Annotated in this window: 17 protein-coding genes; 5 read left to right on the forward strand and 12 right to left on the reverse strand. The window is 43.6% G+C overall.

What is annotated here, in order from left to right:
* Positions 1 to 3: 3 nt before the first annotated feature.
* Positions 4 to 1647 (forward strand): RagB/SusD family nutrient uptake outer membrane protein, encoded by a 1644-nt coding sequence (locus CRJ00_RS18310; protein WP_099368218.1) that lies wholly within the window; start codon positions 4 to 6, stop codon positions 1645 to 1647.
* Positions 1648 to 1721: 74 nt separating this feature from the next.
* Here the strand turns inward: CRJ00_RS18310 and CRJ00_RS18315 are convergent, their stop codons facing one another.
* On the reverse strand, positions 1722 to 4163 hold the full coding sequence (locus CRJ00_RS18315; protein ID WP_099368219.1) for an alpha/beta hydrolase family protein: 2442 nt from the start codon (positions 4161 to 4163) through the stop codon (positions 1722 to 1724).
* Positions 4164 to 4580: 417 nt separating this feature from the next.
* On the opposite strand from CRJ00_RS18315, the gene CRJ00_RS18320 reads away from it, so the two are divergent.
* Genes CRJ00_RS18320 through nrdF form a run of 4 tightly spaced genes read left to right on the forward strand, consistent with a single transcriptional unit; the run spans position 4581 to position 8348 of the window.
* A complete protein-coding gene (locus tag CRJ00_RS18320) occupies positions 4581 to 4814 on the forward strand; it encodes a glutaredoxin family protein (RefSeq protein ID WP_099368169.1) in 234 nt (77 codons plus the stop codon).
* A gap of 23 nt (positions 4815 to 4837) precedes the next feature.
* Complete coding sequence (nrdI, locus tag CRJ00_RS18325) at positions 4838 to 5245, forward strand: class Ib ribonucleoside-diphosphate reductase assembly flavoprotein NrdI (RefSeq protein ID WP_099368170.1); 408 nt, start codon at positions 4838 to 4840, stop codon at positions 5243 to 5245.
* Positions 5205 to 7310, forward strand: coding sequence for a class 1b ribonucleoside-diphosphate reductase subunit alpha (gene nrdE / locus CRJ00_RS18330; RefSeq protein WP_099368171.1), 2106 nt, complete (start codon positions 5205 to 5207; stop codon positions 7308 to 7310). The genes nrdI and nrdE overlap by 41 nt, the downstream gene beginning before the upstream one ends.
* Positions 7311 to 7361: 51 nt before the next feature.
* The gene (nrdF, locus tag CRJ00_RS18335; protein WP_099368172.1) at positions 7362 to 8348 is read left to right on the forward strand and encodes a class 1b ribonucleoside-diphosphate reductase subunit beta; all 987 of its coding nucleotides are present in this window, start codon (positions 7362 to 7364) and stop codon (positions 8346 to 8348) included.
* Positions 8349 to 8447: 99 nt separating this feature from the next.
* On the opposite strand, the gene CRJ00_RS18340 is transcribed toward nrdF, so the two are convergent.
* From CRJ00_RS18340 to ilvB, 11 genes are all read right to left on the reverse strand, one after another.
* Entirely contained in the window at positions 8448 to 9011 is a 564-nt protein-coding gene (locus CRJ00_RS18340) for a DUF2911 domain-containing protein (protein ID WP_257213841.1), read from the reverse strand.
* A 216-nt stretch (positions 9012 to 9227) separates the two neighbouring features.
* Positions 9228 to 10481 (reverse strand): threonine ammonia-lyase IlvA, encoded by a 1254-nt coding sequence (ilvA, locus tag CRJ00_RS18345; protein WP_099368173.1) that lies wholly within the window; start codon positions 10479 to 10481, stop codon positions 9228 to 9230.
* 7 nt (positions 10482 to 10488) lie between these two features.
* Positions 10489 to 11643, reverse strand: coding sequence for a 2-isopropylmalate synthase (locus CRJ00_RS18350; protein ID WP_099368174.1), 1155 nt, complete (start codon positions 11641 to 11643; stop codon positions 10489 to 10491).
* Positions 11644 to 11690: 47 nt separating this feature from the next.
* Positions 11691 to 12764 carry a 3-isopropylmalate dehydrogenase gene (gene leuB, locus CRJ00_RS18355; RefSeq protein ID WP_099368175.1) on the reverse strand — a complete coding sequence of 358 codons (1074 nt, stop codon included), beginning with the start codon at positions 12762 to 12764 and terminating at the stop codon, positions 11691 to 11693.
* A gap of 1 nt (position 12765) precedes the next feature.
* Positions 12766 to 14178, reverse strand: a complete 1413-nt coding sequence (locus CRJ00_RS18360; protein WP_099368176.1) for an ATP-binding cassette domain-containing protein — start codon at positions 14176 to 14178, stop codon at positions 12766 to 12768.
* Entirely contained in the window at positions 14178 to 14762 is a 585-nt protein-coding gene (gene leuD / locus CRJ00_RS18365) for a 3-isopropylmalate dehydratase small subunit (protein ID WP_099368177.1), read from the reverse strand. The genes CRJ00_RS18360 and leuD overlap by 1 nt, the downstream gene beginning before the upstream one ends.
* A gap of 19 nt (positions 14763 to 14781) precedes the next feature.
* Entirely contained in the window at positions 14782 to 16179 is a 1398-nt protein-coding gene (leuC, locus tag CRJ00_RS18370; protein ID WP_099368178.1) for a 3-isopropylmalate dehydratase large subunit, read from the reverse strand.
* 95 nt (positions 16180 to 16274) lie between these two features.
* Entirely contained in the window at positions 16275 to 17756 is a 1482-nt protein-coding gene (gene ilvC, locus CRJ00_RS18375) for a ketol-acid reductoisomerase (RefSeq protein ID WP_099368179.1), read from the reverse strand.
* Between the two features lie 41 nt (positions 17757 to 17797).
* Positions 17798 to 18271 (reverse strand): DinB family protein, encoded by a 474-nt coding sequence (locus CRJ00_RS18380; RefSeq protein ID WP_099368180.1) that lies wholly within the window; start codon positions 18269 to 18271, stop codon positions 17798 to 17800.
* Between the two features lie 66 nt (positions 18272 to 18337).
* Entirely contained in the window at positions 18338 to 18928 is a 591-nt protein-coding gene (ilvN, locus tag CRJ00_RS18385) for an acetolactate synthase small subunit (RefSeq protein ID WP_099368181.1), read from the reverse strand.
* Position 18929: 1 nt separating this feature from the next.
* Entirely contained in the window at positions 18930 to 20624 is a 1695-nt protein-coding gene (gene ilvB, locus CRJ00_RS18390) for a biosynthetic-type acetolactate synthase large subunit (protein WP_099368182.1), read from the reverse strand.
* Positions 20625 to 20666: the final 42 nt, after the last annotated feature.

Here is a 20666-nt window from a genome sequence, read left to right on the forward strand (position 1 = left end):
ATTATGAAATTACTAGATAAAAAAACGATACGATTTGCGGCTGCACTTTTTATTGGGACAAGTCTGATGACAGGTTGTACCAACCTGGATGAGACCATGTACAGTAAATTGGAGAAGGAATCTTTCTATAAGAACAAACTGGAGGTGATGCAGGCGGCCTTACGTCCATTTACGCATATGCAGGCCTGGTTGGCACCAACTGGAGCAAGTGCATTCTATTACCATTCTGAACTTTCGGCTGATCAACTTGCTTGGCCACAGAAAGGTCGTCATGGTTATGATGGTGGAGACCATTTCCGCATGCACTACCACACCTGGACAGAAACGGAAAACCGGATGCGCGATGCATGGAACCTCATGTGGACCGGGGTAGGATTTGTCAACAATGCGATTGCTGACATTAGTACCTTGGATGCTGAAAAAATCGGCATGACAGCGGAAGAGGTACAATCCGTGGTTTCACAGCTGAAGGTCCTACGGGCATACCATTACATCCGCATGATGGACATGTGGGGGAATATTCCCATTGTGACAGAAGTTGCCAACAGTCCTGTAAATCCGGAGACCAAGACCCGCAAGGAAGTGTTCGATTTCATTAAAACGGAGTTGGAAGCAGAAGTGACCAAACTTCCGGACCTGAATGCAGAAACGGTGGGTAAAGTAAACCGTGCGGCGGGTTATGCCATGCTGTCAGAGCTTTACCTGAACGCCCAAAAATGGACGGGAACCCCGATGTGGGATGAATGTATCGCGGCTGCGGATAAGGTGATCAGCGGTGCTGGTGGCGGGATTGGTGGTACACCAAAATTATCTCCGAACATCAACGCGATCTTCAGCAATACCAATTCGGCAAATCCAGAATCGATCTTTCAATTTCAGTACAGCCGTAAGGGCGGATTCACCTTTGATTGGGGAGGCTTCTTTATGGGCTATGATTATATGAAAGAAGCATTGGGCGTAAGTTATGGCGGTTGGAATGCTTTTGTGGTGATCCCTACAGCCTTCGATGCCTACAATGCACAGGATCTGCGTAAAAAGGATTGGTTCCTGTTCGGACCACAGTACAAACGCGGGACGACCACACCGGTGCTGGGAACGGAAGAATATGCCAAACAACCCTTATCCTTCGTGAATTCCATCCGTCGGGAAAGTGAGGGTGATAAAACATCGGAAGGATCCATGGCTGAAGGAGAAGAAAACTCCGGTGCTCGGTTCAACAAATATAAATCAGGGATTACCTCCGACGAGAATTATCAGGAGAATGATTATGTGATCTATCGCTTGACCGAGGTGATCTTCAATAAAGCGGAGGCTTTAATGCGTAAGAATGGTGGAGCTGCCAATCAAGCGGCAGTAGACCTGATCAATTCCAGCCGTCAACGTGCTTTTGCGGCAGCTGACTGGACGGCCAACAGGTATACCACCGCAACCCTTACACTGGATGAATTGTTGGCTGAACGCGGCCGGGAGTTTATCTTTGAAGGGAAGCGTCGGACCGATCTGATCCGTTTTGGTAAGTTCACCACCGGAACCTGGTGGGACCATAAAGCCACGGGCGATGTGAATAAGGAAATCTTTCCGATTCCACAGACCCAAATGGCCATTAATCCAAATCTGAAACAGAATCCAGGATATAATGGTGGTTAAGTAAAATACCTTTCTCAAATAAAAAGCGGGAATTCAATGAAAATTGATTCCCGCTTATTTTTTTGTTGAATGGCTTATTTCGTTGCCGCTCTGTTTTTCACATATTTCTCTAGGAATTGATCTTGTTCCCAAAGTACATGGAAGATATTTTCTTTCGCTGCATAACCGTGCGATTCACCTGGAAGGATCACCATTCTAGCGGTTGCACCCAAGTTTTTCAAGGCTTGGAAGTAACGCTCGGTCTGTAGGGTAAATGTTCCAGGATTATTATCGGCAGCACCATGGATCAATAAAATTGGTGTTTTCATTTTATGTGCGCTCATGAAGGGCGACATGGTCATGTACAGTTGCGGGTCATCCCAGAAGTTACGCTGCTCGCTTTGGAAACCAAAAGGCGTCAAGGTACGGTTGTAAGCTCCAGAACGGGCAATTCCAGCTGCAAATAGGTTGGAGTTGCTCAATAAATGGGCGGTCATGAAAGCACCATAGGAGTGTCCACCAACGGCCACCTTGTTGCGGTCGATATAACCCAATTGATCAACGGCGTCAATGGCTGCTTCAGCATTCGCCACCAATTGCGGAATGAAGGAATCGTTCGGTTCTTGTTTACCTTCGCCCACAATAGGGAAAGCTGCATTATCCAGTACCGCATAACCACGGGATACCCAATAGATGAAGGAACCATAGCTTGGGAAAGTGAATTCTTTCGGATTGGCTGTACTTTGTCCGGCAGTGGATTTGTCTTTATACTCCCTTGGGTAAGCCCAGATCAATAAAGGAAGTTTTTCCTTCTTGTTCTTGTCATAACCTGCAGGAAGGTAAAGTGTACCGGATAATTCTACCCCATCCTTACGCTTGTAGTTCAACACCTCTTTGTGGACTCCATCCAACGATTTGAAAGGGTTCTCGATGCTGGTTACGGCTGATTGCTTACCGGATTTGATGTTTTTCGCGTAATAGTTCGGGAATTGGGAAGCCGATTGAAGGGATACCAAGATATCGCCTTTTTCGATGTCGACCACCGAGCTGATACGTTCCTGCATATCGGATTCCTTCGCTGTATAAATGCGTTTTTTCTTGCCGGTCTTGAAGTCGTATTCTTCGATGAAAGGGAATTCACCTTCTTTGGTAAATCCAGAACCTATCCAGTAGGATTTGCCGTTTTTGATGTACATGCTGTACGTTCCGAATTCATTTTTATCGCGGTAAGGCGATCCCGGATCGGAATATACATCCTGGCTATTTCTATCATAGATCACCTTATTGCTTCCGGTTTTTGGATTCAACAGGTAGGTTTTCGAGTTTCTGGTATCATACCATTGGCTGTATACCAAGGCATAGTCATCATTCCCCCAAACCACTCCCGCGTAGCGGTCTGCGATTTTCATCATTGATTTTGGCTCCGACTGAAATGGAGCTTCCCAGTTGAAGAGCTCATCACGGAATTCCGCCGGTTTGTTCGCATCTCCACCATCCAATGCTTGAACAAAGGATAGGGTTGCTGCTTTGTCCGAACGCCATGACATGGATCTTTTTCCAGGACGGGTTGAAGAGAAGCCCTTCGGCATGATCTCCATCAATGCAGTTTCATTCACTTTTTTGATCAGGTTGCCCTTCAGGTCATATACATTGGTCTCGGTAGGGAAACTTCCTAAAGAAACCACATAGGAAAATGGTTTTTTAAGGGTTGTGACCATCACGTATTGTCCGTCTGGAGAGATGGAAGAGCCCATATACATATCCGCAGCTTTGAAGGGTTCCGTTTTTCCGGAAAGGTCTACCCAAACCAGGGTGGAAGTGACCAATCGTTGGAATTCAGCCTCATCAGCCGGTGTTTTCAATAGATCCTGGTAAGTTCTTAATTGGGAAACTGTACCATCCGCATTGGAAATAATCGGACCGGTAGCCAAGCTGTTTTTCTTGTCGGTTTGCGCGGTAGATGGATTGACCAAGCTTATTAAAAGTTTGTCGGAAGATGGCGTCGTTCCTCGCGATGACGGCTGCGTGTACCAAGTGAACGGTGAATGTACAATGGCATTCAGGTTGTAATCCGTTATTTTTTTCAATTCTTTGCTGGCAATATCGTAAATGAAAAGGGCAACGCCGTTTTCATTAGTATTGGTAAACGCCAGTTTTTTGGAATCTGGGGAAAAATCGATATTGGAGATCAAGGCATTCTCCGGAAGGTTGATCTTGATCAGGTCCTCGCCATCAATAGACTGCAGGCTCAAGGCATCAAAGTAGGTTTCGGTACTAGAAATACTCGCTTTGGCATTGATGCGTAGACCGGCCAATCTGGTTTCTTCCACGCCCAGTTCTGCCAAGTTTTTGTAGGTTGGGCGGTAGGAGAAGAGTACCCATTTTTTATCGGTACTGATCCTTACGGTCGGAGGTCGCTGATAATCGGCGAGTGCCATTATTTCTGTTGGTGGTTTTTGAAAGGTCAAGCTTTCTTGAGCTTGTAGGCTTCCAAAAGAACTCAGAAATAAAAAGGGTAATAAAAATTTGAATTTCATAATCATTTGGGTGTTTGTTTCGAAATTGATAACGCTAATTTAACAATATATTATTGGGATGCTAAGGGAAGATTTATATATAACTAATTTGTTATAATTAACCAAAAATTCTCTTATATTTTGACAATAAAAAGAGGAAGAAAAAGGGAGTCAACAAATAGCTACAAAGTGCTAATTTAAAGTTATCAACATCCTCAGTGAATTGAAAACGAACACCTTACTAATTATTCGAGGTAACCAAGTGGGTTTTACCAACGGAATCCACATGAATGTGGAAAAGTATCATTACCTCCTACGTTAAAAAATATGGGATATTTGTTCTACATGAGTATGAAACCATCTCATTTCAATCGTTTTTTTATTTAAACAAAGAAGCAGAGCTCAAAAAGCCCAAATTCTTTTTCAACTTAATATAACATGGCAAGAATCATTAAATTCGAAAAAAATGACTGTGCACCATGCGCACAGGTATCGGCTTACCTAGACAACAAAGGTATTGCCTACGAAACTATCAATCCATTTGATGAGCCGGAATTAGCTGTTAAGTTCAAAGTACGTACCGTTCCTACCGTGATTGTATTGGAGAACGACGAAATCAAAAATAGAATCATCGGATTTAAGCCAGAAGAGTTGGATCAGATTGCCCTGTAATTAATCCATAAACCTAAAGGACCATGATTAATTTATATTACGATTCAAGAACCGGTAATGTGGAGCGCTTTATCAACAAGGTGATCCAAGTTACGGGATGGAAAGCCATCCGTATTGAGGAGCATATGGAGATCTCGGAGCCGGGACATTTGGTCACTTATACCACCAATTTTGGTAAAGTACCGGATAAGACCGCTCAGTTATTGACCATGCAAAGCCATATGATCTACTCGGTAACATCCAGCGGAAACCGCAACTGGGGAAGGAACTATGCGATAGCAGCTGATAAGATCAGCACAGAATTCGAAATCCCAACGGCCATGAAATTCGAACTTTCTGGTACATTGGAAGATATTAATCAATTTATTGACATCATTAAAAACCAATACTATGATAGCAAACGAGGTAGCGAAAAATTGGATATTGCTTAATAACGAAATCATGATCAAACATGATGACGAGTACAGCCTTGATAAGGACAAGGAGGCTGTGCGCGCCTATTTCTTGGAGTATGTGAACAAGAACACCGTGTTCTTCTACAACTTGAAGGAAAAAATCGATTATTTGGTAGAAAACAACTATTACATCAATTTCTACGAATGGTTTACGTTTGAGCAAATGGAAGAGGTATTCAACTTTGTGTATGCAAAGAAATTCCGTTTCCAATCTTTTATGGCGGCCTTCAAGTTTTTCCAAAGTTATGCGCTTCGCGATGATTCTGGTGAGAAATTCCTAGAGCGTTACGAAGACCGTGTGGTGGCGGTTTCTTTGTTCTTAGCAAGAGAAGAAGGCGTTCAAAAAGCTATCGAGTATGCAGAGATCATGATCAATCAAGAATATCAACCCGCTACCCCGACGTTCTTGAACGCTGGAAAGAAACGTTCCGGCGAATTGGTTTCCTGTTTCTTGGATGAGATCGGCGATAACCTGAACGGTATTGGTTATGCGGTGGATTCGGCCATGAAATTATCATCTATTGGTGGTGGTGTGTCTTTCAATATTTCAAAGATCCGCGCACGTGGTGAAGCGATCAAAGGAGTTGATGGCCGCGCAGGTGGTGTTCTTCCGATCATGAAAATCATGGAAGATACCTTCTCGTATGCCAATCAATTGGGACAACGTCCTGGTGCAGGAGCTGTCTATTTGAATATTTTCCACTCGGACATTGAAGAATTCTTGGATTGTAAGAAAATCAATGTGGATGAGAAAGTACGTATCAAGTCTTTATCCATTGGTATCATCGTTCCAGATAAATTCATGGAATTGGCAGAGAAAGATGAGCCTTGTTATTTGATCTATCCGCATACGGTTATGCAGGAGTATGGTCAGTACCTGGATGAGTTGGATATGGACGTGATGTATGATGAACTGATCACGAACCCTAACGTTAAAAAGAAAAAAATCAATGCCCGTCACTTGTTAGTGAAAATTGCACAAACGCAAAAAGAGTCGGGATACCCATACATCTTCTTCAAGGAGAACACCAACCGTGCACACGCGTTGAACGGATTGGGAAGAGTTAAATTCTCGAACCTATGTACAGAGATCATGCAGATCTCCGAAGTTTCTGATATCAACATCTACGGTAAAGAAGATACCATCCGTTACGGGATCTCCTGTAACCTGGGATCTTTGAACATTGCTACAGTGATGGATAATAAACGCATCAAGGAAACGGTGAAGACCGCTATGCGTGCCTTAACAGTAGTAACCGATGTAACGGATATCGAAATGGTTCCCTCCATCGCTAAAGCTAACCGCGAATTGCATTCGGTAGGACTAGGTGCCATGAACCTTCACGGGTATTTAGCGAAGAGCTTCATCATGTACGAATCTACAGAAGCATTGGATTTCGCCAATACCTTCTTCATGATGATGAACTACTATTCGTTGGAGGCATCGATGGAGATTGCTAAGGAACGCCAAAGAACTTTCGTAGGATTTGAAAAATCGGGCTATGCGGATGGAACGTATTTCGATCAATATTTGATCCGTGAATTCCAACCTAAAACCGACAAGGTGAAAGAATTGTTCGCAGGCATCCATATTCCAACCGTAGAAGATTGGACCAACCTAAAAGCACAGGTGGCGGAACACGGTATCTACCATGCTTACCGTTTGGCCATTGCTCCGAACCAATCTACTTCTTACATCATGAACGCGACGGCTTCTGTTATGCCTATCGTGGACATCATCGAGGTGAGAGAGTATGGAGATAGTACCACTTACTACCCAATGCCTTATTTGACGAATGATAACTACTTCTACTTCAAATCGGCATACGAKATGGATCAGATGAAGGTGTTGAAACTGATCTCGGTGATCCAACGTCACATTGACCAAGGGGTATCGACGATCTTGCACACGAATTCAAAGGATTCTACCCGTGACTTGGCAAAATATTACATCTACGCCCATAAACTGGGATTAAAATCGCTGTACTATACCCGTACGCGTAAATCAACTATTGAAGAATGTATTTCTTGTTCAGCATAAGCTGTCAGAAAAGAATTATTAAAATATTAAAAAGAGGGGACACCTATAAAAATGAGTAAACAATTTACAGCCGTAAACTGGAATACACCGGACAACGACTATGCATTGATGTTCTGGGAACAAAATATCCGCCAGTTCTGGATCGATACGGAATACATTCCTTCCAAGGATATTGATAGCTGGAAAGGATTGAGTTGGGATATGAAAGAGTGTTATAAGAAAGCCTTAGGTGGTTTGACACTGTTGGATACCCTTCAGAGCCACACCGGTATGCCTAAGATCATCGATCATATCGATTCCTTACAGAACAAAGCTGTATTATCGTACATGTGTATGATGGAAGCGATCCACGCCAAATCATATTCGACCATTTTTACCACGGTTTCTACCACCAACGAGATCAACGATGTATTCGGTTGGGTTGCCCAGAACAAATTCTTACAGTATAAAGCATCTACCATCGATAGCCATTACCGTGCAATCGATAAGGAAAAGGTGACGGATGAAGAATTGTTCATGGCTTTGGCTGCTTCCGTACTGTTGGAATCTTTCCTTTTCTACTCTGGATTCTTCCTGCCATTATGGTTGTGTGGACAAGGACAGATGGTTGCATCTGCCGATATCATCAAAAAAATTGTTGCCGATGAGTCCATCCACGGAGTATTCGTAGGATTGATCGCGCAGGAAGTATTTGCGAAGCTTCCAAACAAGGAAGAAGTGAAACAACGTTTCTTAGCCTTATTGAACGATCTTTATGAAAATGAGATCAAATACACCGAAGAATTGTATACGGTGGTAGGTTTAACAGCTGAGGTAAAGGAATACGTTCGCTACAATGGTAATAAAGCCTTGATGAACTTAGGGTTTGATCCTATTTTTGAAGTAAAACAGGTCAATCCGATTGTTTTGAACGGTTTGAACACCGAGACGACACAACACGATTTCTTCTCGAAGAAATCGACGAACTACGAAAAAGCAACCGAAATCGTGCATTTGAAGAATGAGGATTTCATGATGGATGCGGTAGTGGATATTTAAGAATAAACTCTTTGTTATCAAAAAAGCCCCCTGGATATTATTTCTGGGGGGCTTTTTAGTTTCTTTTAGTTTCTTTTTGCGGCTTCTTGGCTGCGTTTGTTAATTGGCTACTTTTACTTGGAAGGAAGCGCCATAAGTTCCCCAAGCAATGCTCACCTTGCCAGATTTATCGGCCATGATTTTCATCCTTTCCTGGCTACTCGATAATTTGTCGTTCTTGACATCAACGCGCAACGCATCATCCTTCTGATCGTATTTAGTACCCCATTGGTCCCAAGTCTTATTGAAGATAATGGTGGTATTGGCTTCGCCAGGGATGGTATGGATGCCGTATTTTCCAGCTTCTAAGGCTTTTCCATTGATGGTGACATTGTTGTCGAAGGAGATGGTGGTGGTAGCATTTGCGCCTGTGCGCCATACTTTACCAAATTCTGCCACCTCCGTTCCGATCTTGCGGCCTTTTAAGGAAGGGCTGCTGTAATGGATATTAATGGTAACCCCATCGTTGGTTTTGACCATCGTACTGTCTGCTGGACTTAGTTTCTGGGCAAGTGCTTTTTGAGCGGGTGCTTTTTGACCTGGTGCTTGTGGCGGTGTTTTTATCTGTGCAAAGCCAAGGCTGCACATGACCATCAAGCATAAAATGATTGAATAAGCTTTCATGTTTTCCTCCTGATTTTATAGGTTTCTATATATCTAAAATAAAATTAAAGCGTAATAGTTTGATTATTAACAAAAAAAATAATTTTCAGGAGCTTGATTAAAGCGAAATAATTTATTGAATTGTAACAAAAATTGTTGGGATTACGTGTAAAAGAGCAACGGCCAACAATTTCTGTCGGCCGTTACATCCTATTATAGTGGAGGGTTAGTTGCTGTTTAAACGAGGTATTCGAACAATGTTTGGTCTTTATTGACCTCGATAAAGTCGAATTTGTATTCCTTTAACCGTTCTATAAATGAAATATAATCATTTGGATTGTTTAATTCAATACCAATTAACGCTGGACCGCGTTCGCGTTCTGTTTTTTTGATGTATTCGAAACGGGTAATATCGTCTTTGGGACCCAACACTTCGGTCACCAAGAGACGTAAGGCTCCTGGCCGTTGTGGGAAGCGAACGATGAAGTAATGCTTGAAGCCCTCATATAGTAAAGACATCTCCTTGATCTCGCTCATGCGATCGATATCGTTGTTGCCACCTGAAATGATACAAACAACTTTTTTGCCTTTGATTTCCTCTTTATGGAATTCCAGCGCAGCAATGGAAAGTGCCCCTGCTGGTTCGGCAACAATAGCGTCTTTATTGTACAGTTGTAAAATCGTGGTACAGATCTTTCCCTCAGGAATGGACTTTACGCTATCCAACAATTGGGAACTGATATCGAAGGTCAGCTTGCCGATTTTCTTCACGGCAGCACCATCCACAAATTTATTGATCTGGTCGAGTTCTACGGGTTCTCCTTGCTGCAAAGCAGCCTGCATGGATGCCGCACCTTCCGGTTCTACACCATAACATTTGACCTGAGGCGCATGCTTCTTGAAGTAATAGCTTACCCCTGAGGATAGACCACCACCACCGATGGGGATGAATACCACATCCAGATCCGGAAGATCTTCTAAGATTTCCACAGCGACCGTTCCTTGGCCTTCAATGATCTTAAGGTCATCAAAAGGTGGGATAAAGGTCATGCCGTGTTCCTTGGCATAATCCAAAGCGGCCTTTTGGCAATCGTCGAAGGTATCTCCGATCAGGACGATCTCAATATTACCGTTTCCCCACATTTCGGTCTGGGTAATTTTTTGGCGAGGTGTAGGCCCAGGCATGAAGATCACGCCTTTGATATCCAAACGTTTGCAGGATAAGGCTACGCCTTGGGCATGGTTTCCTGCACTGGCACAAACCACCCCATTGGCTCTTTCTTCAGGAGAAAGGCTGGATATTTTGTTGAAAGCGCCCCTAAGTTTATAGGAACGAACGACCTGAAGGTCTTCTCTTTTAAGGTAAACTTCGGCACCGTACTTTTCAGAAAGATGATGGTTGTACTGCAGCGGCGTGCGGACAACCACATCTTTGATTCTTTCTTTTGCGGCTTGAGAGTCTAGGGTTAAGGTTGATAAATCCAAGCTCATCTAAATATTATTTCACCAAGGTAAGCAGGTCTTCGTCGCAGATGTCTTTTTTAGCGTCTGCAAGGACTAGAAACCGTTGGTAGGTATCTGCTAAAGTATCTTTGTCTAAATGATAACCTAAGCGCTCTAAATGGTGTTTAAGCGCATGGCGACCAGAACGAGCAGTTAAAATGATATCTGCTTCTTCCAAGCCCACATCTTCTGGACGGATGATCTCATAATTTTCACGGTGTTTCAAGAAACCATCCTGATGGATTCCGGAGCTATGTGCAAAAGCATTTCGGCCAACGATGGCTTTGTTCGGTTGCACCGGCATGTTCATCATATCACTCACCTTACGGGAAATGTAAGTGAACATTTTGCTGTCGATATTGGAACTTAAATTTCTAAACGAATGCTGATGTACCTTCAATATCATCGCTACTTCCTCCAAGGAGGTATTTCCTGCGCGTTCGCCAATACCGTTGATGGTACATTCTACCTGGCGGGCTCCGTTTTGGATAGCCGCAATGGAATTTGCCGTTGCCAAGCCAAGGTCATTGTGGCAATGTGCCGATATGATGGCTTGGTCGATATTGCTCACATGGTCTTTTAAGTACTTGATTTTAGCACCGTATTGGTCAGGCAAGCAATAACCATTGGTATCTGGGATGTTGACTACAGTTGCGCCTGCGCCAATTACCGCTTCGATCATCTTTGCCAGGAATTCCAAATCCGCACGGCCAGCATCCTCTGCATAAAACTCCACATCTTCCACATAGGATTTCGCATGTTTTACAGCAGCTACCGCACGTTCTAAAATTTCTTCCCTGGTGCTGTTGAATTTGTATTTGATGTGCATATCCGAAGAGCCAATACCCGTGTGGATACGTGGTCTTTTCGCATACTTAAGGGCGTCAGCAGCCACATCGATATCATTCTTATTCGCACGGGTCAACGCACAGATGATCACATCGTTCACCGCTTTGGAAAGTTCCACTACCGATTGGAAATCGCCAGGACTGGAAACAGGGAATCCTGCTTCGATAACATCTACGCCCAAGCGTTCTAAATCTTTCGCGATCTCGACTTTCTCGGGGGTTGTCAACTGACATCCTGGTACTTGTTCGCCATCACGTAAGGTCGTGTCGAAAATATATAAGTGATTAGGATCGTGTAACATATCAATATCTATTTATGTTTATACCTTGGTTTATTCTTTTTCAAAATCTACTTTAAAAATTCCAATACCTTGGCACCCATTTCTTCGGTTCCAAAGATCTTGTCTGCAGCGGTTTCTGCATTGGCAATATCGCCTGTTCTCCAGCCTGCTTTCAATGTTCCCGAGACAGCATTGGTTACCGCTTTAGCCTCATCCTGCAATCCGAAAGCAATATCTAACATCAAAGCTGCGGATAGGATAGAAGCTAATGGATTAGCTTTGTTCTGGCCGGCGATATCGTGGGCAGAGCCATGGATAGGTTCAAAAAAGCCAGTTCCATCACCAATGGATGCAGATGCCAACATGCCCATCGAGCCTGCAATCTGCGAAGCCTCGTCGGTTAGGATATCCCCAAAAAGGTTAGCGGTCAGTACCACATCGAATTTCTTCGGGTTTTTCACCAATTGCATGGCTGCATTATCAATGAACATATGTTCTGTTTCCACGTCAGGATATTCCTTGGCAATTTCCTGAACCACTTCACGCCATAGACGGGACGTTTCCAATACATTCGCCTTATCTACAGAGCAGAGCTTTTTATTTCTTGTTCTTGCTGCGTCGTAGGCTTTGCGTGTGATCCGCTCTACCTCATAACGGTGGTAGTTCATCAGATCGGATGCGAAGGTATTATCCTCATTGCGTTTCTTCTCTCCGAAATAAACATCACCAGTTAATTCACGGAAGAATAGGATATCTGTACCGCGCAAAACTTCTGGTTTTAGGCTGGAAGCATCCAAAAGTTCATCGAACAAAAGGATAGGACGAAGGTTGGCATACAAGCCGAGTTCTTTACGGATTTTCAAGAGACCTTGCTCTGGGCGTACCTTTGCGGAAGGATCATTATCGTATTTAGCATGTCCGATGGCACCAAAAAGGATGGCATCCGATGCTTTTGCTTTTTCTAATGTTTCATCGGGTAGGGGATTTCCGGTAGCTTCGATTGCCGTGTGGCCCATAATAGCCTCATCAAAAATAAATTCATGGTTATATTTTTCTGCAATACGGTTCAATACCTGTTTACCCCAAGTTGTAACTTCTTGTCCAATTCCATCACCTGGAATAATAAGAATGTTCTTCTTCATGTTATTTTAAAACGTTTTCTATGTTATGTTCAATGGCTTTTACCTGGCCATGCGCTAATTCAATTTTATGGTCAATCCCTTTCGGTAGTTGACTCTCGTAGTGCCCCACGTAGATCAATGTTTTGCCATACTGGCATAATTCATCGACCACATCATTGAAATATCTTGCCTGATTGTAATCTAATCCCTGGCAAGGTTCATCCAGCACTAAAAGTGGTGGATTTTTAATGATGCTTCGCGCCAATAGGGCTAGGCGTTGTTTTCCCAAGGGAAGACTGTATAATAAATGATCTTTATATTCCGTAAGATCAAAAAAGTCCATCAGTTCTTCGATCTGTTTCTTCTCCTGGAATTTGACATCGATAAACCATCCGATACTATCGTAGAAGCCTGATGCCAAGGTATGCCACACGGTGGCTTGTTGATCGAAATACCAATGCATTTCGGGAGATATCATCCCTATTTTTTCCTTGATATCCCAAATGCTCTCACCCGAGCCTCTTTTCTTTCCAAACAAGGAGATATCCAATCCGTAGGATTGTGGATGATCGCCATTTATTAAGCTAAGCAAGGTGGACTTTCCAGAACCATTCGCCCCTTGAAGCAACCAGCGTTCGCCCACTTTCACTTCCCAATCAATGCCCTTTAGCACCTCTTTTTCACCATACTTGATGTGTACATCCTTTAATTGGAACATGTACTCATGATCTGTATGTGGGATGACCTTGAGAAATTCCGGGATGTTTTTTTGCTGCCGTACAGCATCCTGGATCAATGCATCCTGTTTTTCTTCCCGAACAAGTTTCCCTTCTACAATATGCGCATAGCTATTGATGGAATTCGGAACTTGCTCATCGTTTGTGATCAGTATGAGCTGTACACCTTCTGTTACCAGTTCATCCAACCATTCATTCAATACCTTTCTGGACTGTTTATCCAGGCCGGTATAAGGCTCATCAATGATCAATAAGGTTGGTTTTAACCATAAACCCTTGATCAATTGCAGTTTTTTATGTTCACCACTCGAAAGTTCGATCAATTGGGAATCCAACACCTCCTCATAGCCAAAGGCCTGTAGTTTATGTTGGATATCCCGAATGTCTAATCCTTCTTTCTGGGCATAATGCGTTAGTTCTCCTCGAACTGTCAGGGTATCTTTTCCTTGGTGGCGGTTATACCGCTGCTGATAGTAAAAGTTTCTATCGCCTTCTAAATTGGTAAATTGATACCAGTTGGCGATGTAAACTGCATCATGATGCGCAGCGAGGTATTTGCCCAAAGAAGTTTTGCCTGATCCACTTTTCCCGCCTAAAACATAGTGTTCGTTTGGATATATGGTCCATGACAGGTCATTCCATATACTTTTCCCGGCATAGGCCAGGTTTAAACGATCAATATGGATGCTTTTGGACATTATCTGTTTTGTTCAAAAGCTTCGATTTCCGCTTTATGGCTCAAGATGAAATCAATATCATCATAACCATTGATCAAACAGGATTTCTTGTATGGGTTGATTTCAAACGCATAGGATTCTCCTGTCTCAGCAATTTTGATAGTCTGATTTTCCAGATCTACCTCAATCGCCGTTTCCGGATTTTCGAATACCTTCTCGAAGATCTTCTCCAGGAAGTCTTCAGGCACCGTAATAGGCAATACCCCATTGTTCAGGGCATTCCCTTTGAAGATATCGGCGAAGAAGGAACTTACCACCACATCAAAACCATAGTCCTGAATGGCCCAGGCCGCATGTTCGCGGGAGGATCCACAACCAAAGTTTTTACCGGCTACCAGGATTTTACCTTGGTAGGTCGGGTCATTCATTACGAAATCGGCTTTAGGTTGGTCATTGCTGTCGAATCTCCAATCGCGGAACAGGTTATTACCAAATCCTTCACGGGTTGTAGCCTTCAAGAAACGAGCTGGAATGATCTGATCGGTATCTATATTCTCTATCGGTAGAGGAACTACCGTAGAATTTAATTTTTCAAATTTTTTCATGCTTGATTACAATTTCTGCTTACACCAATTCCCTTACATCCATAATTTTACCGGTTACTGCGGCAGCGGCAGCAGTCAACGGGCTTACTAATAGGGTTCTTGCATTCGGTCCCTGTCTACCTTCGAAATTTCTGTTAGAAGTAGAAACACAGTATTTACCTGCAGGGATCTTATCCTCGTTCATGCCTAGGCATGCCGAACATCCAGGTTCGCGAAGCATGAATCCCGCTTCTTCGAACACCTTATCGATACCCTCTTGTTTGGCTTGGGCTTCAACTTGTTTTGATCCAGGAACGATCCATACTTCCACATTGTCGGCTTTCTGCTTCCCTTTTACAAAGGCAGCAACCTGACGTAGATCCTCAATGCGGGAGTTTGTACAGCTACCGATGAACACATAATCCACCGGTTTGCCCAAAACGCCTTCACCATCATGGAAACCCATGTAGTCCAATGCTTTTTGGTAAGATGGTCTTTCGTTCTCTGGTTGGGATTCCGTTGTTGGGATTTCTTCCGTAACACCGATTCCCATACCTGGGTTGGTACCATAAGTAATCATGGGCTGGATATCAGCAGCATCAAAGGTCAATACCTCATCGAAAACAGCATCCTCATCCGAGTATAACGTTTTCCAATAGGCCAATGCCTGATCCCATTGCTCACCTTTCGGTGCGAACTCACGGCCATCGATATAATCAAAAGTGGTTTGATCCGGTGCGATCAATCCTCCACGAGCACCCATTTCGATACTCATGTTACAGATGGTCATACGACCTTCCATACTCAAGGAGCGGATCGCAGATCCTGCGTATTCCACGAAATAACCGGTACCTCCGGCTGCTGATATCTTGGAGATGATGTACAGGATGATGTCTTTTGCACCGACACCATTCCCTAATTCACCGTTCACTTCAATTTTCATCGTCTTTGGTTTTTGCTGCAATAAACATTGCGTCGCAAATACCTGCTCTACCTGCGAGGTTCCGATTCCGAAGGCTATAGCGCCAAAGGCACCATGGGTAGAGGTATGACTATCGCCACATACCATCGTTTTGCCGGGAAGGGTGATACCCAATTCTGGGCCGATCACATGGACGATACCTTGGTAGGGATGCCCCAAACCGTATAGTTCAATTCCGAATTCCTTACAGTTTTTGGTCAGCATATCCACTTGGTAGCGGGATAGTTCCTCTTGGATCGGAAGGTGTTGGTTTAATGTGGGCACGTTATGGTCGGCAGTAGCTACCGTTTGTTGCGGGCGGAACACGGGAAGTCCGCGCTTACGTAATCCATCAAATGCTTGTGGGGAAGTCACTTCGTGGATCAAGTGGGTGTCGATATATAACATATCTGGAAACCCTTCTTGACGCTTGACGACGTGTGCATTCCAAATTTTTTCTACTAATGTTTTTCCCATTTCTCTCTATTACTTGGTTGGTTTGATAATTCAAAGGGGTAAAATTATGATAATCATAATTTTACCCTTTAAACCATCTACTAATTTACGAAAAATTAAACAGTTTTGATAGCTTTCATCGCTGTCATTGCTTTACGCAATTTTCTACCTACCACTTCTACCTCGTGATTGCGTAGTTTTTCGTTAATCTGTACCAACTTAATATTGTCTACCGACCCATCTTTTCCTTCATTGTAGTTCTTTCCAACCACATCAGTATCAATCTTTTTCATGAAATCTGCCAACAATGGTTTACATGCTTGATCGAACAAGTAACAACCATATTCTGCCGTATCTGAAATCACGCGATTCATCTCAAATAATTTTTTACGAGCGATGGTATTGGCGATCAAAGGTGTTTCGTGTAGCGACTCATAGTATGCAGATTCTGGTTTGATTCCTGCTTGAACCATGGTTTCGAACGCTAATTCTACCCCTGCACGGATAAATGCCGACATCAATACGTAATTGTCGAAATATTCCTGCTCGTCGATCTTTACATCGCCTGCTGGTGTTTTTTCGAATGCGGTTTCACCGGTCTCTGCACGCCATTTCAATAGGTTGGCATCGCCATTTGCCCAGTCTTCCATCATGGTCTTGCTGAAATGCCCAGACATGATATCATCTTGGTGCTTCTGGAACAAAGGACGCATGATATCCTTCAATTCTTCAGAAAGTTCAAATGCCTTAACCTTTGCAGGGTTGCTCAAACGATCCATCATGCCGCTTACACCACCGTGTTTCAAGGCTTCGGTAATTACTTCCACACCGTATTGTACCAATTTCGATGCATAGCCCGGGTCGATTCCTTTTTCCACCATTTTGTCGAATGAAAGGATCGAGCCTGTTTGCAACAATCCACATAGGATAGTCTGCTCACCCATCAAATCCGATTTAACTTCGGCTACGAAGGATGATTTTAGGACACCTGCGCGGTGACCGCCAGTTCCTACACAGTAAGCTTTCGCTTCTGGCCAACCTTTTTCCTGCGGGTCGTTTTCTGGGTGTACAGCGATCAAGGTCGGGACACCAAATCCTCTTAGGTATTCTGCGCGAACCTCTGAACCTGGACATTTAGGAGCCACCATGATCACCGTAATATCCGGACGGATCTGCATGCCTTCCTCCACAATGTTGAATCCATGAGAGTAGGATAGGGTAGCGCCTTGTTTCATCAAAGGCATTACGGCATTGATAACCGATGTATGTTGTTTATCTGGTGTCAGGTTGATCACTAAATCCGCTGTAGGGATCAATTCTTCGTAGGTACCTACGTTGAAATTGTTGTCCGTAGCGTTTTTCCAAGAATCTCTTTTTTGTTCAATAGCTTCTTTACGTAAAGCATAGGATACATCCAAACCACTATCTCTCAAGTTCAAACCTTGGTTCAAACCTTGTGCACCACAGCCTACGATTACGATTTTTTTACCTTTTAAAGCTTCTACGCCATCAGCAAATTCCGCTGAGTCCATGAATTCTGCAATTCCCAATTGGTTCAATTGCTCTCTAATCGGTAAGGTGTTGAAATAATTTGCCATTATCTTCCTGTTTTTAAAATATTTTTCTTTTCAGAATTATGTTAGTTATTGATGTTGATTATGCGTTTCTGTGCGACGGCATAGCCGAAGTGAAGGTTATCATGTCCGGCCGTCGTTGTTAAAACATCTTCGATGCTATTCAGCTTAGCGAAGTAGGTACCTGTTTCATATGGCGTAATGATATCAAATAGCCCCGCTTTGTAGTCGATTTCAATAGCCTCGATGCTTTCTATCGCTATTTTTTTCAGCTCCTCTACCTCTTCAGGCTTTACGGTATAGGCCGGTTTTGTGCCTTTGGCATAAGAATCTACATACTTTACCCAATTGACCCCTTCGCGGATGCCTGTACGCGTATAGACCAAGGTCTGTGTGCTTACGACGATATGTCCAAAGTTCCAGATGATATTATTATTGAAGCCTTCAGGGATTTCGTTCAACTGCTCGTTGGATAATCCATCGATCAATTTGATGAAAGCCAAACGACTGTCTTTTATGAATTTGAAAACATGTTCCATTGTTGTTTTTTTAACCTAATGAATTAATAACCTGATGAATTAATCTGTTGTCTCCTTAAAAGAGTTTTACATGGTAAAAACCTTATCCTGTTGATCAAGGAATTCGTTTTCTACCACTTCTTGCGAAGGTTCTTCCCGTTCGAACTGTTTCAGTTTCGAGTGGAAACCAGCACTATCTTTAATGATAGCGATACGGGCACCACGCACAAATTCAATCAGGTTGTATTTTCCAAGTTCTTCTGTTAACCTATCGATTTCCTCCCGATGACCTGCTGTTTCAAACACGATGTAATCATTCCGGATAACCACGACATTCGCTCCATATTGCCGCAACAGCCTTTCCACATAGGCTTTCTCGGCGATCACATCCGCCGGAACCTTGTAAAGCGCCTGTTCTTGCCAAATCAATTCATCATTGGTATTGTAATACGCTTTCAAAACCTCCACCTGCTTTTCGATCTGGCGGCAAAGTTTCCTGACCACTTCTTCAGATTCAGTAATCAAAATAGTGAAACGATGGATACCATCCACCTCCGAAGGCGAGGTGTTCAAGCTTTCAATGTTGATTTTGCGTCTGGAGAAGATTCCCGAGATGCGTCCGATCATACCGATCGAATTTTCTGTATATAGGGTTACGGTATATTCTTGCTTTTCCATTTTACTTCAATCTAATTTCTGATACACTAGTTCCTTGCGCCACCATCGGGAAAACGTTGTTTTCCTTGCCCACCATCACTTCCAATAGGTACGATCCATCGTGGTCCAACATGGCCTTCAAGGCATCTTTTAAATCCTTACGTTCGGAGATTTTGTTCCCATCGATGTAATATCCTTTTGCCACCGCTACAAAATCAGGGCTGGTGATATTCACAAAGGAATAACGCTTGTCGTGGAAGAGTTGTTGCCACTGACGTACCATACCCAAGAATTCATTGTTCAGGATAAGGATCTTCACTTTGGCACCGAATTGCATGATGGTTCCCAATTCCTGGATGGTCATCTGTATACCACCATCCCCGATGATAGCTACCACATCCCTTTCCGGAGCACCATACCAAGCGCCAATGGCTGCTGGCAGGCCGAATCCCATGGTTCCCAATCCTCCAGAAGTTACGTTGGATTTGGACTGGTTGAACTTGGCGTAACGGCAGGTTACCATCTGGTGCTGACCAACATCGGTAACAATGACAGCATCACCACCTGTTAGCTCGTTCAAGGTTTTGATCACTTCACCCATGGTCAGGATATCTGAAGTCGGGTTCAGTTCATCGTGAATTACCTCTTTGATCTCCTCTTTTTCCAGGTCGCGGAATTGCTGTAACCATGCACTGTGATCCTTTTTATCAATAAGCGATGTCAATAGGGGAAGGGTTTCCTTACAGTCGCCCCACACCGGATAATGTGCTTTCACATTCTTATCGATCTCCGCAGGGTCGATGTCCAGGTGCACTACTTTCGCTTGTTTTGCATATTTATCCAAACGCCCAGTTACACGGTCATCGAAACGCATACCGATCGCGATCAACACATCACATGCATTGGTCATGACATTCGGAGCGTAGTTACCATGCATTCCCAACATGCCCACATGTAATGGGTGGTTGGTTTCCAAGGCACTTAAGCCCATAACGGTACTCGCTGAAGGGATACCCGCCTTTTCGATGAACGCTTTGAATTCCTCTTCTGCTTTACCCAGGATAATCCCCTGTCCGAAAAGGACAAAAGGTTTTTCCGCAGCATTGATCGCTTTTGCGGCTTCTTCTATATATTCCTTACGCACGATCGGCGCAGGACGGTAACTGCGGATATGATCGCAGGAAGTATATCCCTCATAATCGAACAGCTGCATCTGGGCATTCTTGGTGATATCGATCAATACCGGGCCAGGACGGCCGGTACGAGCAATGTAAAATGCTTTTGCCAACACACTCGGAATCTCGGTGGCATCGGTTACCTGGTAGTTCCATTTGGTAACAGGGGTGGTAATATTGACGACGTCGGTTTCCTGAAAGGCATCTGTTCCCAATAGGGATGCAAATACCTGTCCGGTAATACAAACAATAGGATTGCTATCAATCATGGCATCCGCCAATCCAGTGACCAGGTTGGTTGCCCCTGGACCACTTGTTGCAAAAGCCACTCCCACACGTCCTGACGTACGTGCATAACCTTGAGCAGCATGAATTCCTCCTTGTTCGTGACGCACCAATATATGCCTCAATTGATCATTGTAATCATACAATGCATCGTAGATCGGCATAATCGCCCCACCCGGATACCCGAATACGGTATCCACTCCCTCGTGGATTAAGGCCTCCAAGACCGCTTTCGAACCACTGATCTGTGTTGTCATTTTTTAGTATTTAGTAGTTAGTATTTAGTAGTTAGACCTAGG

Source organism: Sphingobacterium sp. 1.A.4, assembly GCF_002734245.1.
GTDB classification, from domain to species: domain Bacteria; phylum Bacteroidota; class Bacteroidia; order Sphingobacteriales; family Sphingobacteriaceae; genus Sphingobacterium; species Sphingobacterium tenebrionis.

Coding starts and splice junctions, on each gene's coding strand:
- ilvN (WP_099368181.1), bottom strand. CDS start 18,928: ATGGAAAAGCAAGAATATACCGTAACCCTATATACAGAAAATTCGATC.
- CRJ00_RS18380 (WP_099368180.1), bottom strand. CDS start 18,271: ATGGAACATGTTTTCAAATTCATAAAAGACAGTCGTTTGGCTTTCATC.
- ilvC (WP_099368179.1), bottom strand. CDS start 17,756: ATGGCAAATTATTTCAACACCTTACCGATTAGAGAGCAATTGAACCAA.
- ilvB (WP_099368182.1), bottom strand. CDS start 20,624: ATGACAACACAGATCAGTGGTTCGAAAGCGGTCTTGGAGGCCTTAATC.
- CRJ00_RS18340 (WP_257213841.1), bottom strand. CDS start 9,011: ATGAAAGCTTATTCAATCATTTTATGCTTGATGGTCATGTGCAGCCTT.
- ilvA (WP_099368173.1), bottom strand. CDS start 10,481: ATGAGCTTGGATTTATCAACCTTAACCCTAGACTCTCAAGCCGCAAAA.
- CRJ00_RS18360 (WP_099368176.1), bottom strand. CDS start 14,178: ATGTCCAAAAGCATCCATATTGATCGTTTAAACCTGGCCTATGCCGGG.
- leuD (WP_099368177.1), bottom strand. CDS start 14,762: ATGAAAAAATTTGAAAAATTAAATTCTACGGTAGTTCCTCTACCGATA.
- leuC (WP_099368178.1), bottom strand. CDS start 16,179: ATGGGAAAAACATTAGTAGAAAAAATTTGGAATGCACACGTCGTCAAG.
- CRJ00_RS18350 (WP_099368174.1), bottom strand. CDS start 11,643: ATGTTACACGATCCTAATCACTTATATATTTTCGACACGACCTTACGT.
- leuB (WP_099368175.1), bottom strand. CDS start 12,764: ATGAAGAAGAACATTCTTATTATTCCAGGTGATGGAATTGGACAAGAA.
- nrdI (WP_099368170.1), top strand. CDS start 4,838: ATGATTAATTTATATTACGATTCAAGAACCGGTAATGTGGAGCGCTTT.
- CRJ00_RS18320 (WP_099368169.1), top strand. CDS start 4,581: ATGGCAAGAATCATTAAATTCGAAAAAAATGACTGTGCACCATGCGCA.
- CRJ00_RS18315 (WP_099368219.1), bottom strand. CDS start 4,163: ATGAAATTCAAATTTTTATTACCCTTTTTATTTCTGAGTTCTTTTGGA.
- nrdF (WP_099368172.1), top strand. CDS start 7,362: ATGAGTAAACAATTTACAGCCGTAAACTGGAATACACCGGACAACGAC.
- CRJ00_RS18310 (WP_099368218.1), top strand. CDS start 4: ATGAAATTACTAGATAAAAAAACGATACGATTTGCGGCTGCACTTTTT.